The sequence below is a fragment of the Kitasatospora cineracea genome (assembly GCF_003751605.1).
In the GTDB taxonomy this organism is placed as follows: domain Bacteria; phylum Actinomycetota; class Actinomycetes; order Streptomycetales; family Streptomycetaceae; genus Kitasatospora; species Kitasatospora cineracea.
In genome coordinates, this window is the sequence record NZ_RJVJ01000002.1 from 306,498 (window position 1) to 321,492 (window position 14,995).

A 14,995-nucleotide genomic window follows, 5' to 3' on the forward strand; every position below is an offset into this window, starting at 1 on the left:
CTGGCCGGGGGTCACTGGCGCGGCGGTCCGCCGGTGGGGCGGCCGAGGCGGGCGCGCAGGCGGCGGTAGGCGCGCCAGCCGAGGGTGGCGGCGCTGTCGCGGAGCGGGCCGGTACGGGTGGCGCGCAGGTGGATCCAGTCCTCGAAGGTGCGGGGGGTGGTGGTGTTCAGGACCATCAGGCGGCAGATCCGCAGCGGGTCGTCGGCGGCGGAGCTGAGGGCGTTGCCGACGGCGGCGGCGGAGGTCCAGCCGGCCCGGGCGACTTCGCGGCGGACGGCGGGGCTGTGGTAGCCGTGGGGGTAGGCGAAGGCGGTGGCGGGGTGGCCGAGGGCGTCCTCCAACTCGTGTTTGCTGCCGGTGACTTCCTGCCGGAGCCGGTCGGGGCGGGCGGTGTCGAGCGGGAGGTGGGTGCGGGAGTGGCCGCCGATCTCCAGGCCGAGGGCGTCGAGGGTGGCGACCTGCCGCCAGTTGAGCATGGGGGTGGGGGGCAGCAGGCTGCCGCCGGGGAGCGCGCCGGGGGCGTGGACGGCGCCGGTGGTGAGGTAGACGGTGGCGGGCAGGCCGCGGTCGGAGAGGATCGGGGCGACCGTCCAGTAGAAGTCGGCGTAGCCGTCGTCGAAGGTGAGCACCGCGCAGTGCGCGGGCAGCGGCGGGCCGCCGTGCAGGGCGGTGACCAGCCGGGCGAGCGGGACGACGGACAGTCCGGCGTCCTGGATGCGGTCGAGTTGGGCGCGGAAGGTGTGCGGGGCGACGGTGTAGGGGGCGAGCCAGGGCGGCGGGTCGTCGGACACCGAGTGGTAGAGCAGCACGGGGGCGACGCTCATGGTGCACCCCGTCCCTGCCCCGCGCCGTTCTCCGGCCGCCCGCCGCCCGTCTGACGGTCCGTCAACTGCCTTGCCCTTCCCAGCAGGTAGCCTCCGGTGGTGAGCAGGACGCCGGTGGTCAGGGCGGTGGCGGTGCCGAGCCGGCCGTGGCGCAGGGCGGTGCCCAGGGCGGCGGGGACGGTGCGGCGCAGGTAGGCGCGTTCGCTGGCGAGGGCGGGTCCGGGGCCGCGTCGGCGGGCGACCAGGGCCTTGGAGCGGCCCTCGGCGAGGCAGCGGGCGGCGAAGTAGCGGGGGGTGGCGCGCTGCCGGGGCACCTGGTGGCGGACGGCGGCGGCCGGGTCGTAGTGCATCCGGGTGCCGGGGTGGCGGGCGGTCAGGCGCAGGCACAGTTCGGTCTCCTCGCAGCCCGCGGGGTGGCGGCCGACCCGGCCGAGTTCGGTGCGGAAGCCGCCGGCGGCGCGGGCGGGCGCGGTCCGGAAGGACATGTTGGCGCCGATCAGGTTGCGGACGTCGCGGGGCTGCCGGGGCATGCCGCTGTGGCTGCAGCCGACCACCCAGTCGAAGGCGGGCGGGAACCAGCGGGGGCGGCCGTGCTGCCAGTGCGGGGCGACGAGTCCGCCGGCGCCGAGGACGTGCTGGTCGCGGTAGGCGGCGAGCAGGGCGGCGGTCCAGCCGGGGCGGGCGGCGGCGTCGTCGTCGAGGAAGGCGGTGACGGTGCCGCGGGCGGCGGCGAGCGCGGTGTTGCGGGCCCCGGACAGGCCGGGCCGTTCGCGGTTGGCGAGCACCGTGACGTCGGGCAGGTCGCGGGCCATCCGCTCCAGTTGCTCGTTGTGGTCGATGACCAGGAGCAGTTCGCCGGGTCGCGGGCTCTGCCGTCGCACCGAGTCGACGGCGGCCTGCAGCAGGGTCCAGCGGTCCAGGGTGTAGGCGCAGATCGCCACCGTCAGCTCGGCGGCGGTCGGGGCGGGGCTGGTGCTCATGTCGGCTCCTCCTCGGGGCGGGGGCGCCCGGACGCCGGCGCGGGGGCCAGCAGGCGGGGCAGGGCGGCGAGCAGCGGCAGGGCGATCGCGCATTCGGCGATCAGCCAGGCGGCGCCGATGCCGGTGAGGCCGAACGGCGGCAGCAGGGCGGCGGTCAGGGCGACGACGGTGGCGGCGAAGGCCAGCCGGATGCCGACCATCCAGGGCAGTGCGCGGCGGACCCGGGCGATCTGCAGGACCACGTTGGGCACCGTGTTGGGGATCGCGGACAGCGCCATCAGGCGCAGCGCGGTGCTGCCGCGGGTGGCGTAGTCGGGGCCGAACAGGCCGAGGATCCAGGGCGCGGCGGCGGCGATCGGCAGGGCGGCGGCGGTGACCAGCAGGGTGGAGTGGCGCAGCAGGCGGCGGGCGTGCTCGGCGAGCCGGGCCGGGTCGCGGGTGCCTTCGACGACCAGCGAGTGGCCCATGCTGAACGCGGCGACGTACAGGGTGGAGGCGATGACGTACGCCAGCGAGTAGTAGGCGCTGCCGTCGGCGCCGAGCCGGTCCAGCACCATCAGCGGGAGCACGGTCGTCCCGGCGAAGGTGAACAGGTTGCCGAGGTAGTCGGCCCCGGCCCAGCGGGCGATCCGTTCGGGCGGGCGGGGGCCGCCGGTGTCCGCGGCGGGGGCGGCCTGGTGGGCGGGGACGGCGCTGCGGAACAGCACCAGGTTGGTGGCGGCGATGGCCAGGACCAGGGCGGCGGCCCAGGAGACCAGGATGCCGGTGCCGACGGCCAGCGCGGCGCACAGCGCGAGCAGTCCGGCCTTGGCGACCGCGAACAGGGTGTTCTCGCCGAGCACCCAGCCGGCCCGGCGGACGCCGGTGAGCGCCCCGTCCTGGAGCACGAACACGGCGTACCCGGCGGTGGCGGCGACGAACGCGACGGCCAGCACGGGGCGGCGCAGTTCGCCGAGCGCGGGTGCGACGACCGGGACGAGCAGCAGGAACGCGACGGCGACGAGGGCGCTGCCGGTCGCGGCGACCAGGTAGCAGCGCAGCACCAGGCTTCGGGTGCGGCGTCCGGCGGTAGGGACGAACCGCACCAGGGCGTCGCCGAGGTTCAGGCTGCCCAGCGTGGACAGGAACATCGTCGCGGACAGCGCGGTGTAGCTGCGGCCGACCTCGGCGGCGCTGTAGGAGCGGGTGGCGAGCACCCAGAACAGCGAGCCCAGTCCGGCCGACAGCAGCGAACTCGCGGCCAGCAGGTGGCCGTTGTGCAGCAGCGGCTCCTGCCGGGAGCGGGCCGCCAGCGCCCGGGCCCGGGCCCGCAGCAGCGTCGGGTAGCCACACGTGCAGGGCTCCGCGGCGGGGTGGGGCCGGACCCGGGCGCCGGTGCTCATCGTCCGGCCCCGTCCGCGGGCCGCCCCGGGTGCCGTCGCCGGTCCGTGCGGCGTTGGGCGTGCAGGCTGCGCAGGTAGCCGAGCGGGCCGTACAGCAGGCCGAGCAGTTCCCGGCGGCGCAGCGCCCGCAGCAGCGGGTCGTCGGCTCCGGCCGGGGCCGCGCTCCGGTGGGCGGTGCGCCACAGGCCGCGCGGCAGCAGCGGCAGCAGCCCGGCCAGCAGCCGGGGTCGGCGGCGGACGGCGGCGGCCAGGTAGGCGCCGAAGCCCGCGCCGAGGCCGAACGCCTGCGGCGGCAGGGTGTCCAGGGCGCGCCGGTGCGGGTGCCACACCAGCGCGTCGGGCCGGTAGCTGACGGTGTGTCCGGCGGCCAGCACCTGGAGGAAGGCGAGCAGGTCCTCGCCGCCGTACGCGGGGGTGCCGGTGCCGGTGGCGGGGTCGAACCCGCCGAGGGCGCGCAGCACGTCGGTCCGGAAGGCCATGTTGGCGCCGGTGCCGAGCCGTCCGGTGGCGAACGGGTACAGCGGGTCGCCGGTCCGGGTGCGCAGCGTGTAGTCGCGGGGGGCGAACCCCTTGCCGTAGCCGCTGTAGCGTTCCAGCAGCAGTTGGGCCCGGGTGTCGAGCTCGGCGGGCATCACCAGGCCGGTCACGCAGGCCGGGCCGGGGGCCTCCCGGAACCCGGCGACCAGGGCGGGCACCCACCGCTCGTCGAGGATCAGGTCGTCGTCGGCGAACGCGCAGATCCCGCCCCGGGCGGCCGCCAGCCCCCGGTTCCGGGCCCGGGCGAGTCCCGCCACCGGCTCGCGCACGTACCGCACCCGGTCGCCGTAGCGCTCCGGCAGCAGTTGCCGGACGGCGTCGTCGGCGGGTGCGTTGTCGACCACGATCACGTCGAGGGACGGGTAGCCGCCGCGCAGCAGCGAGTCCAGGCAGCGCACCAGCAGGTCGGGCCGGTTGTGCGTGCAGACCACCACGCTGACCACCGGCCCGGCCGCACCGTCACCGCCCTCCTTCTCCTCCCCGCCCGCCGCGGGTCCCTCCGTCTCGAACCGCTGCCGCGCCGCGGCGTGCAGCGCGGCGTGCAGGCGGTCGGGGCGGTCGGCGTCGGCGGTGACGGTGCCGAGGGGGTGGCCGGCGGAGCGGACGAGGGCGAGGGTGGGGCCGGTGGGGTGGTAGGGGGTGCGGTGGCCGGGGCGGTGGAGTTCGCCGGGGCGGGCGAGGTCGAGTTCGGCGACCCGGACGGGGGGTGCGGTCGGGGTGTTCATGGTCGGTCAGCCTCCGCCGGGGGTGTGGTGCTGCTGTCGGCGGGTGTAGAGGTAGCGGGGCGGTCCCTGGGCGAGGCCGCGGCGTTCCATCCGGCGCAGGGCGCGCAGGCGGCGGCGGTCGAGGGGGGTGTCCGCGGCGGGGGGCCGGTGGCCGCGGTGCCAGCCGATCGCTCCGGCGGGCAGTCGCAGCAGCAGGTCGCCGAGCAGGGCGGGGTGGCGGCGCAGGGCGGCGGCGAGGTAGGCGCCGAAGCCGATGCCGAGGCCGCTGACCTGGACGGTGAGGGCGTGCAGGGTGCGCCGGTGGCGGTGCCAGACGACGGCGTCGGGCCGGTAGGCGACGGTGTGTCCGGCGGTCAGGACGAGGTGGAAGGCGAGCAGGTCCTCGCCGCCGCGGGCGGGGGTTCCGGTGCCGGTGGCGGGGTCGAACCCGCCGAGGGTGCGCAGCAGTCCGGTGCGGAAGGCCATGTTCGCGCCGATGCCGCAGCGTCCGGTGGAGTACCGGTCGAGCGGTCCGGCGCCGGGGGCGTCGAGGTTCCAGTCGCGGGGGGTCCAGCCGCGTTCCGTGCCGGCGTAGCGTTCGAACAACTGCTGGGCGGGGGTGTCGAGTTCGGCGGGGACGACGAGTCCGGTGACGCAGCCGGTGCGGGGGTCGGCGGCGAACGCGGCGGCCAGGGCGGCCAGCCAGCCGGGGTCGGCGAGGGCGTCGTCGTCGGTGAAGGCGCAGAGCGTGCCGCGGGCGGCGGCCAGGCCGCGGTTGCGGGCCCGGGAGAGTCCGGGGGCGGGTTCGCACAGGTAGCGGATCCGGCCGGGGTAGCGCTCCGCGACCAGCCGTTCGGTGTCGGGCCCGGCGGGGGCGTTGTCGACCAGCAGGACTTCGACCGTCCCGCCGGGGCCGGCCGCGGTGAGGGTGTCGGCGGCCCGCAGGACGGAGTCCAGGCAGTCGGCGAGCAGTTCGGTGCGGTCCCGGGTGCAGATCACCACGCTCATCCCGCCGGCCGGGCAGCGGGCCGCCCGCGGCGCCGACTGCTGCGCCGACTGCCCTTCCGGTCCTGCGGGGGCGCCCGGCGCTGCGGGTGGGTCCGGTACTGCGGGTGGGTCCGGTACGGCGGGGGCGCCCAGTTCCCGATGAGCGGCGGCGACCAGCGCCCGGGCGAGCGCGGCGGGCCGGCCGCTCGTCCCGGTGGCGTGCACCATGCCGAGCGGGTGTCCGTGCAGCCGCACCAACGCCGACACGCGTCCGTCGGGGGCGGCGGGGCCGCGGCCGCCGGGCGAGCGCACCTCGCCCGGGTCGGCCAGGTCGAGTTCGACCACGGTGACGGGGGTGTGCGGCGAGGCGGGTGCGGCGGGCGGCGGGCAGGCCGCGCGGTGGCGCCGGTCGCGGCCGTTCATCGTCCTTCCCCCGCGCCGGGGCGTTCGGCGAGCAGGGTGCGCAGCACTCTGCGGCCGTCGGAGACGGCGTGCAGGTGGGAGCGTCCGCTGCGGCGGGGGAGTTCCAGGCTGGGGACTTCGGCGATCCGCAGTCCCGAGCGCAGCGCGTGCGCGATCATCTCGGCCTCGATCTCGAACCCGGTGGCGCGCAGGTCGAGTTCGGCGAGGAAGTCGCGGCGGAACGCGCAGTAGCCGTAGCACAGGTCGGTCAGCAGGCCGCCGTAGAGGCGGTTGACGACCAGCAGCAGGGCCTTGTTGCCGAGCGCGCGCAGCGGGGTGAGGTCGAGCGAGCCGCCGCCGGCCATCCGGCGGGAGCCCTTGACGAAGTCGTAGCCGTGGTCGAGGAAGTGCAGGAAGTGCGGGATCTCGCCGGGCCACATCGAGCCGTCCGCGTCGATCATCACGATGTACTCGCCGGTGGCGGCGGCGAATCCGGTGCGCAGCGCGCTGCCCTTGCCGGGGGCGCTCTGGGCGACGTTGCGGACGGCGGGGCGGCAGGTGCGGGCCATGGCGACGGTGGCGTCCCGGGAGGCGCCGTCGACCAGGATGACCTCGTCGACGCAGCTGGGGATCTGCTCGAACACCCAGGGGATGTTGCGGGCTTCGTCCCGGGCGGGGACGACCAGGCTGACGGTGTGTCGGGTCCGGTAGTCGCCGGAGCGCCGGCTGGGTCCGCGGGTCAGCGGCCGGGCGGGGGCCCGGTCGCCGGTGCGGCGCATCGGCGCGTGGTCGGCGATCCGGTCGGCGGCCCGCCGCCGGGGGCGGGCGTCGGTGGGTGGACTGCCGTCCGGCAGTGCGTGGTTGGCTGGGGTTTGCCCGGTGGGCAGGGTGGCGCTCATCGCGGTGTGCCTCTTCACCGAGGCGGAAGCGGGCAGGTCGGTGCCCGCACGGAGGACGGGTGCGGCGGTCGGGGACGCCGGCGCGTCGAGGCGTCGGTGTGCCGGGGCGTCAGGACGTCGCCGCGGTGGTGGTGCTCCCCCCGGTGCTCCCCCGCTGCCCGGTCTCCCTGCCGGTCCCCCGCCGGGACAGTCGGCGCCGCAGAAGGGCGATCGACGTCCGGGGCGCGTGGTGCGCCGTGCGCGGCCCGCTCGGCGGGTTCGGGAAGAGGGCCCGTACCGGCGGCGCCAGGTCCTCATCGTGCGCCCGCCGCCGACGGGCCGTCAACCCCCTTCGCCCACCTTTGTCCGTTTCTGCCGCATCCTCCGGGCGCCCGGCCCGCCCGGCTGTCGCCCGGAACGGCCGTCCCGGCAGTGGTCGGCTGCCGCCGTGTCCGAAACTGCCAACCCGGGCCGGGACCCGCGCGGATGGGACCGGCGGCGAGGTCTCAGCTCTCGGGGCCGGACTCGAAGGTCCCGGACGTCCTGCTCTCCAACGACCCGTTCTCGAACGACCCGCTCTCCAACGACCCGTTCTCGGACGTCCCGTTCTCGAACGACCCGCTCTCCAACGATCCGCTCTCGGACGTCCCGTTCTCGAACGTCTCGGCCTCGGCGATCCGGCGGGCGATCTCGGCGGGGCGCACGGGGCGGCCGAAGTGCCAGCCCTGGGCGAGGTCGCAGCCCATCAGGCGCAGGCGCTCGGCGTCGGCGCGGCTCTCCACGCCCTCCGCGGTGACCGACAGGCCGAGGGTGTGGGCGAGCGAGACGAGGCCGCTGACGATCCGCCAGCCGAGGTGGGTGTCCTTGGCGGGGTCGTGCAGGTCGCCGACGAAGGAGCCGGCGATCTTGAGGTTGGAGACGGGCAGGTCGCGCAGGTAGGCGAGGTTGGACCAGCCGGTGCCGAAGTCGTCGACGGAGAGCGAGACGCCCATGTCGACCAGGGCGTGCAGCGCCTTGAGCGCCTCGTCCTCGGGGCCGACCACGGTCGATTCGGTGATCTCCAGCTGGAGCATCGACGGGTCGAGGCCGGTGTTGCGCAGGGTGCGTTCGATGTCGCCGACCAGTCCGGCGTTGCGGGCCTGCCGGACGGCCAGGTTGACGCTGAGCCGGGGGGCCCGGTCGCCGAACCGGGCGACCCAGTCGGCGGCCTGCTCGCAGGCCTGTTCCAGCACCCAGCGGCCGAGCGGCATGATCAGCCCGGTCTCCTCGGCGACGCCGACGAACTCCTCCGGGCCGAGCACCCCGAGCTGCGGGTGGCGCCAGCGCACCAGTGCCTCGACGCCGGTCATCACGCCGGAGGCCAGGTCGACCATCGGCTGGTAGTCGATGAAGAACTCGCCGCGGTCCAGGGCGGCGGGCATCCGCACGGAGACGGCGTACCGGCTGACGGCGCGCGCGTTCTCCTTGGGGTCGAACAGCGTCCAGCGGCCGCGGCCGGCCTCCTTGGCGCGGTAGAGCGTGAGGTCGGCGGCCCGGACGGCGGCGCCGGGGGTGGTGGTGGCGATCCGCCGCTCCAGCACGCCGACGCTGGCGCCGACGGCCAGCCGGTGGTCGCCGATCACCACGGGTTTGGTGAGCGCGGCGAGGACGGTCTTGGCGGCGGCGACGGCCTCCTGCTCGCCGCGGCAGTTCTCCAGCAGCACCACGAACTCGTCGCCGCCGAGCCGGGCCACCATGTGCCCGAGCGGGCTGAGCGCGTTCTCCAGCCGGCCGGCGACCACGGTCAGCAGCTGGTCGCCCATGTCGTGGCCGAGGCTGTCGTTGACGATCTTGAAGCCGTCCAGGTCGACGTAGCACAGGCCGAAGCGGACGTCCGGCTCCGGGTCCTCGAAGAGCTTCTCCAGGCGTTCGAAGAACGCGGCCCGGTTGGGCAGGCCGGTCAGCGGGTCGTGGGTGGCCTGGTGCCGCAGCCGTTCCTGCAGGCGGTAGCGGTCGGTGACGTCCTCCAGCATGGCGACCTGGTAGAGCGGCGCGCCGTCGTCGTCGCGGATCAGCGAGACGGTCAGGTGGGTCCACACCACCTCGCCGTCGCGCCGGTAGTACGGCTTGTCGAACTGGAAGTACTCGCGCTTGCCGCTGATCAGCTCCTCGTAGGCCTCCCACACGCCGGGGGTGTCCTCGGGGTGGACCAGGTCGTTGACCCGCACGCCCTGCATGTCCTCGGGGCCGCCGCCGAAGATCTCGCCCAGGGCCCGGTTGACGGCCAGGATGTTGCCGTCGGTGTCGCCGAGGCCGATGCCGATCGCCGCCGACTCGAACAGGGCGCGGAAGCGGGCCTCGGAGACCCGCAGGGCCTTCTCGATCTCCTGCCGGGCGGTGTCGGCGGCCAGCCGGATCGCTTCCTGCTCGCGCAGCGTGCGCTCGCGCAGGGCGGCCGCCCAGCCGGCCGCGAAGGCGCCGCTGAGCTCCGGGCCGCGGTCGTCGGGGACGGGGCGGCGCTGGAGCAACTGGACGGCGTCGGCGAGCAGTTGCGGGTCGGTGAACTGGTTGTCGATGAGCAGCGCCCCGACCTGGCCGGCCAGGTCGGGGCGGAACGGGTGCTCCCGGGCGGCGCGGTGCAGCAGTTCGGAGGTGCGGGCGATCAGCGGGTTGAGCACGCCGGGGCGGACCGCGGCGCCGTGCCCGGTGCGGAGCATGGCCCCCCAGGCGGCGTGGAACCCGGCGGCGTCCGGGCCGGGTGCCCCGTCCGCACCGGGTGACTCGTTCACGACAGGCGCCCGACGCCGGCCATGCCCGTCATCCGCTCGGGGTGCGGGCCGACCGACGCCGCGTCGTCGGGGTGCCACTCGGGCAGGTAGACCACGCCGGGCTCGACCAGTTCGTAGCCCTCGAAGAAGGCGGTGATCTGCTCGCGGCTGCGCATGGTGAGCGGCGTGGGGGTGGAGCGGTACAGGCTCTGGTGGGAGCCGGCCTGGTCGGGGCGGCCCTCCAGGGAGGCGTGCGAGAGGATCAGCATGCTGCCGCTGGGCAGCGCCTCGCGGAGCTTGGTGAGGATCCGGTCGGGGTGGTCCTCGTCGGTGACGAAGTGCATGACGGCGTTCAGGATCACCGCGACGGGCTCGCCGGGGGCGAGCAGCTCCTCGACCTCGGGGCGGGCCAGCAGGTCGTCGGTGTTGCGCAGGTCGGCGTCGACGATCCGGCAGCGCGGGTCGTCGGCCAGGATGAGGCGGCTGTGGGCGACCGCGACCGGGTCCATGTCGATGTAGACGACGCGGGCGTCGGGCTGGTACTCGCGGGCCACCTCGTGGACGGCGCCGAAGGTGGGGATGCCGGAGCCGATGTCCAGGAAGCGGCTGATCCCCTCCTCGGCCGCGAACTGGGTGGCGCGGCGCAGGAAGGCCCGGTTCGCCCGCATGATCTTCGGCAGGTCGGGCCAGAGCTCGATCGCCTTGCGCGCCATCTGCCGGTCGACTTCGAAGTTGTGCGAACCGCCGAGGTAGTAGTCGTACACCCGAGCCGCGTTCGGCTTGTCGAGGTCGGTCCCTGCGGGCACCCAGTTCGGACGCGCCATGACGGCACTCCTTCCGGCCTTCCGGCGTGGCAGTCGAAAATGGCAAGAGGACATAAAGATCTTCCTACACCTGCGATCCGCGCCGCAAGCCGCGGCGTCCGAACAGTGGCGTGGCGCGTCCCGTGTGGCGGCGGCCCGCGATCGGCGCAGAATCACCCCCATGGGCGGTCGCATCGAGGACTACGCGCTCCTCTCCGATCTCCAGACCGCCGCCCTGGTCGGCAGGGACGGCTCGGTCGACTGGCTCTGCCTGCCCCGCTTCGACTCCCCCAGCTGCTTCGCCGCACTGCTCGGCACCCCCGAGCACGGCGCCTGGCGGATCGCCCCGGTCGGCGCGGGCGACTGCACCGGGCGCCGCTACCTCGGCGACACCCTGGTGCTGGAGTCCCGCTGGCGCACCCCGGACGGCGAGGTGAAGGTGACCGACCTGATGCCGCACCGGGACCGCGCCCCGCGGCTGGTGCGGATCGTCGAGGGCGTCAGCGGCGCCGTCCCGGTCCGCGGCGAGCTGCGGCTGCGCTTCCACCACGGCCGGGTCGACCCGTGGGTGCGCCGCACCGAGCACCACCGGGTGGCCGTCGCCGGGCCGGACGCCGCCTGGCTGCGCGTCCCGCCCGGCGTGCACACCTACGGCGCGAACGGCGCCGCGGCCGGGCCGGGCACCGGGGCCGGGCTGGCCACCGTCTCCGAGTTCACCGCGCTGCCCGGCGTGCGGGTCCCGTTCGTGCTGACCTGGCAGCCCTCCCACCTGGCCACCGCCCCGCGCACCGACCCGGAGGCGCTGCTCGCCGCGACGCTGGCCGACTGGCGCGCCTGGGCCGGGCAGCTGAGTTACCGGGGCGAGTGGCGGGACGCGGTGCTGCGCTCGCTGCTGACCCTGAAGGCGCTGGCGTACGAGCCGACCGGCGGGATCGTCGCCGCGCCGACCAGTTCGCTGCCCGAGGCGCCGGGCGGGGAGCGCAACTGGGACTACCGGTTCTGCTGGCTGCGCGACTCCGCGATGACGCTCTCCGCGCTGCTGCGCGGCGGCTTCCGGCAGGAGGCCGCGGCCTGGCGCAAGTGGCTGCTGCGGGCGGTGGCCGGCGACCCGTCCGACGTGCAGGCGGTGTACGGGGTGGCCGGGGAGCGCGGCCTGCCGGAGACCGAGGCCGACTGGCTGCCCGGGCACCTCGGCTCGCGGCCGGTCCGGTTCGGCAACGCGGCCGTCGGGCAGCTCCAGCTCGACGTCTACGGCGAGGTGGTGGACACCCTCGACCTGGCGCTGCGGGCCGGCCTGCCGATGGAGCGGCAGGTCTGGGGCCTGCTGCGCACCCTGCTCGGCTCGCTGGCCGCCCGCTGGCGGGAGCCCGACGAGGGACTGTGGGAAGTGCGGTGCGGGCGGCGGCAGTTCACCCACTCCAAGGTGATGGCCTGGGTGGCCGCCGACCGGGCGGTGCGGATGGCCGAGGCCACCGGCCTGCCCGCCCCGCTGGAGCAGTGGCGGGCGCTGCGCGACGCGGTGCACGCCGAGGTGTGCGAGCGGGCCGTCGACCCGCGCCGCAAGGTGTTCGTCCGCTCGTACGGGGCGACCGAGTTGGACGCCGCCACGCTGTTCGTCGCCACCACCGGTTTCCTGCCGCCGGACGACGAACGGGTGGTGCGCACCGTGGAGGCCGTCCGGCGCGACCTGGACCACGGCGGGCTGGTGCGCCGCTACCGGGCGGGGGCGGCGGACGGCCTGCCCGGTTCCGAAGGGGCGTTCCTGGCCTGCTCGTTCTGGCTGGCGGACGCGCTGGCGGTGATCGGGCGCCGGGCCGAGGCGCGCGAGCTCTTCGTCCGGACCGCCTCGCTGGCCAACGACCTGGGGCTGCTCAGCGAGCAGTGGGACCCGCCGGCCCGGCGCCAGCTGGGCAACACCCCGCAGGCGTTCACCCACGTCGCCCTGGTCAACACCGCTTTCCGACTGGGGAGTTGAGGTCTTCCTGGATCGCCGGGTCCGGGAACGGCAACCGCCCACCTGCAGACTCTGCAGGTGGGCGGCGCCTTCGGGGTGGTGCGCTGCGGCTTCGTCCCGCGTCAGTCGGGCTCGGCCGCTACCCGCTGCGTGCTACCGGCTGCCTGGTGTCAGCTGGTGGCGGTGCAGGTCAGGGTCGGGACGGCGTTGCTGCCGGAGTAGCTGCCGCCGAAGCCGAAGCTGGTGGTGCCGTTCGCGGCGACCGCGCCGTTGTAGCCGGCGTTGTTGACCGTCACGGACTGGCCGGACTGGCTGACGGTGCCGTTCCACAGGTTGGTGACCTGCTGGTTGCCCGCGTAGGTCCAGGTGACCTTCCAGGACTTGATCGCGGTGTTGCCCGCGGTGACGGTGACGTCGGCGTTGAAGCCGGCGCCCCAGTCGCTGCTGACCTTGTAGGTGGCGGTGCAGCCGGCGCTGCCGGTGCCGGTGCCGGCCTGGGTGGTGGCGGTGACGGCCGCGGCGGCGGAGAGGTTGCCGGCCGCGTCCTTGGCCTTGACCGTGTACGAGTACGCGGTGGAGGCGCTCAGGCCCGAGTCGGTGTACGAGGTGCTGGTGGTGGACCCGATCAGGGTGCCGCCGCGGTACACGTTGTAACCGGTCACGCCGACGTTGTCGGTGGAGGCGCCCCAGGTCAGCGAAGCGCTGCTGGAGGTGGTGGTGGCCGCCAGGTTGGTCGGGGCGGTCGGGGCGGTGGTGTCGGTGGTGCCACCGGCGGAAGTGGTGACGCTGAGCGCCGCGGAGGCCGCGGAGACGTTGCCGGCCGCGTCCTTCGCCTTGACCGTGTACGAGTACGCGGTGGAGGCGGTCAGGCCGGTGTCGGAGAACGAGGTGCTGTTGGTGGACCCGATCAGGGTGCCGCCGCGGTACACGTCGTAACCGGTCACGCCGACGTTGTCGGTGGAGGCGGTCCAGGTCAGCGCGACGCTGCTGGAGGTGCTGGTCGCCGCGAGGCCGGTCGGGGCGGTCGGCGCGGTGGTGTCGGTGGTGCCGCCGGTGCCGAGCGCCGGGTAGGCGTTCTTCAGCAGCTCCTGGAACTGGGCCGAGAACCAGGCGCCCGCGAGCGGGGCGTTGGGCAGGGCGCCCGACATGTTGTTGTTGTTGCGCGGGTTGCCGGTGTACGTCGGGTCGCACATCCGGTCGAAGCCCTTGCCCTCGTCGTTGGCGATGGCCTGGCTCGCGCCGTCCGACTCACCCGGAGGCTTCACCCACACGTACGCGGCGATGCCGTCCTCGGGGGCGGCCTTCGGGCGCTCGCCGAGGCCCGCACCGGACTGGTTGCACCAGTTGCCGGTCTGGAAGCGGCGGTCGATGCGGCCACCGTCGACGTACGCGTCGACCGAGGTCTTCGGGCCCGGGCCGGTCGGACGGTTGGCGCCGCCCCAGCCGTTGCGGGAGGTGTCGATCAGCATGCCGATGTTCGAGTTGAACCCGGACGCGATCGCCTTGGTCCGCCACGCCTTGGCGTAGGACGCCTCGTCGACGTACTGGTTCCAGTCCACCCACTTCGACTGGCGGACGGAGGTGCCGTTCACCGAGTCGCCGACGGTGAAGTTGGTCTCGTGCAGCGCCGAGTAGTTGGCGGTGTTGACGATGAAGCCCTGGACGTTGTTGACCGTCGAGCCGGACGCGGTGGCGGCCTGCTTGATGGTGTCGATGGCCGGCTGCAGGTTGGAGTCCCAGCCGAGCCAGCCGTGGTGGCCCGCGTCCACGTAGTTGTAGACGTTCGGGATCGCGCCGAGCTTGGCCAGCGCGTAGCCCACACCGTTGATGTAGTTGCCGTTGGCCTTCATGACGTCGCAGTTGGCGGTCGCGGTGGCGGTGCCGCCCGCGTTGGTCACCAGGTTCGGCAGCGAGTCGATCTCGACCGTGGTCACGATCCGCAGGTTCGCGTAGGCCGGGTCGGCCAGGATCGCGGCGATCGGGTCGATGAACTCGCTCTTGTAGCGCGGCAGGTCGGTGGGGCCGAGCTCGCCGTTCGAGGCCAGGGCGGCACAGTCGCGGCCCGGCAGGTCGTAGATGACGACCTGGAACACGTACGGCTTGCCCGCGGCCTGCTGCACCGCGGCGTTCAGGTGGTCGCGCAGACCCATGCCGCCGTTGACGCCGTTGATGGCCGCGATGCGGTCCATCCAGACGGCGGTGGGCTGGTTGGAAACGGCCGAACCGCCCGGCTCGGCGGCGGCCTTCGCGGACCACTCGGGGTTCACGTAGACCCCGGCGCCCACGAAGGGGTTGTCCACACGGGTCGCCGCGTGGGCCGCGGTGGTCGACATGGCAAGGGGGACAACGGTCGCGGCGCTGAGCACCACGGCCGCTGCGGCCGTCCGGAGACGGCGTGTCAGGTTCGACGACACGGTAAGGGAGTCCTTTCGGGTGGGGGACGGACTCGACGGAAACGCTCCCAATCAATGGGAGCGCTCCCATACTTGGCCCGGGCTGAGGCGAACTCAGCTCGGGGACAACCGATATGAAGCCATGACCTCGCACTCCCGTCAAGAAGTTCGACAGAACCCGTGGGAGCGCTCCCGCCAACCCTGATGGACACTGTCCGTCACCGGGCGGCCGCCGCACCGCTCCCGCCCCGGCCCCGGGCCGCCCGCCACCAGCGCCCCAACAGGCCCGACGGGCACCACAGTTCACCGCCGCACCAGCACGTTCCGCCGGTCCCCGCCCCGCGCACCCGTGCCCCGGCCCCACCACCCCCTGCCGGGGACGTCGGCCCGCGGCCCTTCCGGCG

General features: G+C 74.8%; 10 protein-coding genes. 1 reads left to right on the forward strand and 9 read right to left on the reverse strand.

Going from position 1 to position 14,995, the window contains the following annotated elements:
* Nucleotides 1-11: 11 nt before the first annotated feature.
* From EDD39_RS27885 to EDD39_RS27920, 8 genes are all read right to left on the reverse strand, one after another.
* On the reverse strand, nt 12-824 hold the full coding sequence (locus tag EDD39_RS27885) for a polysaccharide deacetylase family protein (protein ID WP_123561380.1): 813 nt from the start codon (nt 822-824) through the stop codon (nt 12-14).
* Nucleotides 821-1,804: a glycosyltransferase family 2 protein gene (locus EDD39_RS27890; protein WP_123561382.1), complete on the reverse strand. Its 984-nt coding sequence runs from the start codon at nt 1,802-1,804 to the stop codon at nt 821-823. Before EDD39_RS27890 ends, EDD39_RS27885 begins: the two co-directional genes overlap by 4 nt.
* Nucleotides 1,801-3,186, reverse strand: a complete 1,386-nt coding sequence (locus EDD39_RS27895; RefSeq protein ID WP_123561384.1) for a lipopolysaccharide biosynthesis protein — start codon at nt 3,184-3,186, stop codon at nt 1,801-1,803. Before EDD39_RS27895 ends, EDD39_RS27890 begins: the two co-directional genes overlap by 4 nt.
* Entirely contained in the window at nt 3,183-4,448 is a 1,266-nt protein-coding gene (locus EDD39_RS27900) for a glycosyltransferase family 2 protein (protein ID WP_123561386.1), read from the reverse strand. The genes EDD39_RS27895 and EDD39_RS27900 overlap by 4 nt, the downstream gene beginning before the upstream one ends.
* A gap of 6 nt (nt 4,449-4,454) precedes the next feature.
* Nucleotides 4,455-5,837: a glycosyltransferase family 2 protein gene (locus EDD39_RS27905; RefSeq protein WP_123561388.1), complete on the reverse strand. Its 1,383-nt coding sequence runs from the start codon at nt 5,835-5,837 to the stop codon at nt 4,455-4,457.
* Entirely contained in the window at nt 5,834-6,715 is an 882-nt protein-coding gene (locus EDD39_RS27910) for a glycosyltransferase family 2 protein (RefSeq protein ID WP_244257323.1), read from the reverse strand. Before EDD39_RS27910 ends, EDD39_RS27905 begins: the two co-directional genes overlap by 4 nt.
* Before the next feature lie 485 nt (nt 6,716-7,200).
* Nucleotides 7,201-9,462: a putative bifunctional diguanylate cyclase/phosphodiesterase gene (locus tag EDD39_RS27915; RefSeq protein WP_244257324.1), complete on the reverse strand. Its 2,262-nt coding sequence runs from the start codon at nt 9,460-9,462 to the stop codon at nt 7,201-7,203.
* Nucleotides 9,459-10,265, reverse strand: coding sequence for an SAM-dependent methyltransferase (locus tag EDD39_RS27920; RefSeq protein WP_123561390.1), 807 nt, complete (start codon nt 10,263-10,265; stop codon nt 9,459-9,461). The genes EDD39_RS27915 and EDD39_RS27920 overlap by 4 nt, the downstream gene beginning before the upstream one ends.
* Before the next feature lie 160 nt (nt 10,266-10,425).
* Here EDD39_RS27920 and EDD39_RS27925 point away from each other — a divergent pair, with 160 nt between their 5' ends.
* Nucleotides 10,426-12,219, forward strand: a complete 1,794-nt coding sequence (locus EDD39_RS27925; protein WP_123561392.1) for a glycoside hydrolase family 15 protein — start codon at nt 10,426-10,428, stop codon at nt 12,217-12,219.
* Nucleotides 12,220-12,368: 149 nt separating this feature from the next.
* On the opposite strand, the gene EDD39_RS27930 is transcribed toward EDD39_RS27925, so the two are convergent.
* A complete protein-coding gene (locus tag EDD39_RS27930; RefSeq protein WP_123561394.1) occupies nt 12,369-14,531 on the reverse strand; it encodes a glycoside hydrolase family 6 protein in 2,163 nt (720 codons plus the stop codon).
* Nucleotides 14,532-14,995: the final 464 nt, after the last annotated feature.

Excerpts from the sequence above, each read along its gene's own strand:
- EDD39_RS27885 (WP_123561380.1), bottom strand. The coding sequence starts at position 824 with ATGAGCGTCGCCCCCGTGCTGCTCTACCACTCGGTGTCCGACGACCCG.
- EDD39_RS27890 (WP_123561382.1), bottom strand. The coding sequence starts at position 1,804 with ATGAGCACCAGCCCCGCCCCGACCGCCGCCGAGCTGACGGTGGCGATC.
- EDD39_RS27895 (WP_123561384.1), bottom strand. The coding sequence starts at position 3,186 with ATGAGCACCGGCGCCCGGGTCCGGCCCCACCCCGCCGCGGAGCCCTGC.
- EDD39_RS27900 (WP_123561386.1), bottom strand. The coding sequence starts at position 4,448 with ATGAACACCCCGACCGCACCCCCCGTCCGGGTCGCCGAACTCGACCTC.
- EDD39_RS27905 (WP_123561388.1), bottom strand. The coding sequence starts at position 5,837 with ATGAACGGCCGCGACCGGCGCCACCGCGCGGCCTGCCCGCCGCCCGCC.
- EDD39_RS27910 (WP_244257323.1), bottom strand. The coding sequence starts at position 6,715 with ATGAGCGCCACCCTGCCCACCGGGCAAACCCCAGCCAACCACGCACTG.
- EDD39_RS27920 (WP_123561390.1), bottom strand. The coding sequence starts at position 10,265 with ATGGCGCGTCCGAACTGGGTGCCCGCAGGGACCGACCTCGACAAGCCG.
- EDD39_RS27925 (WP_123561392.1), top strand. The coding sequence starts at position 10,426 with ATGGGCGGTCGCATCGAGGACTACGCGCTCCTCTCCGATCTCCAGACC.
- EDD39_RS27930 (WP_123561394.1), bottom strand. The coding sequence starts at position 14,531 with ATGTCGACCACCGCGGCCCACGCGGCGACCCGTGTGGACAACCCCTTC.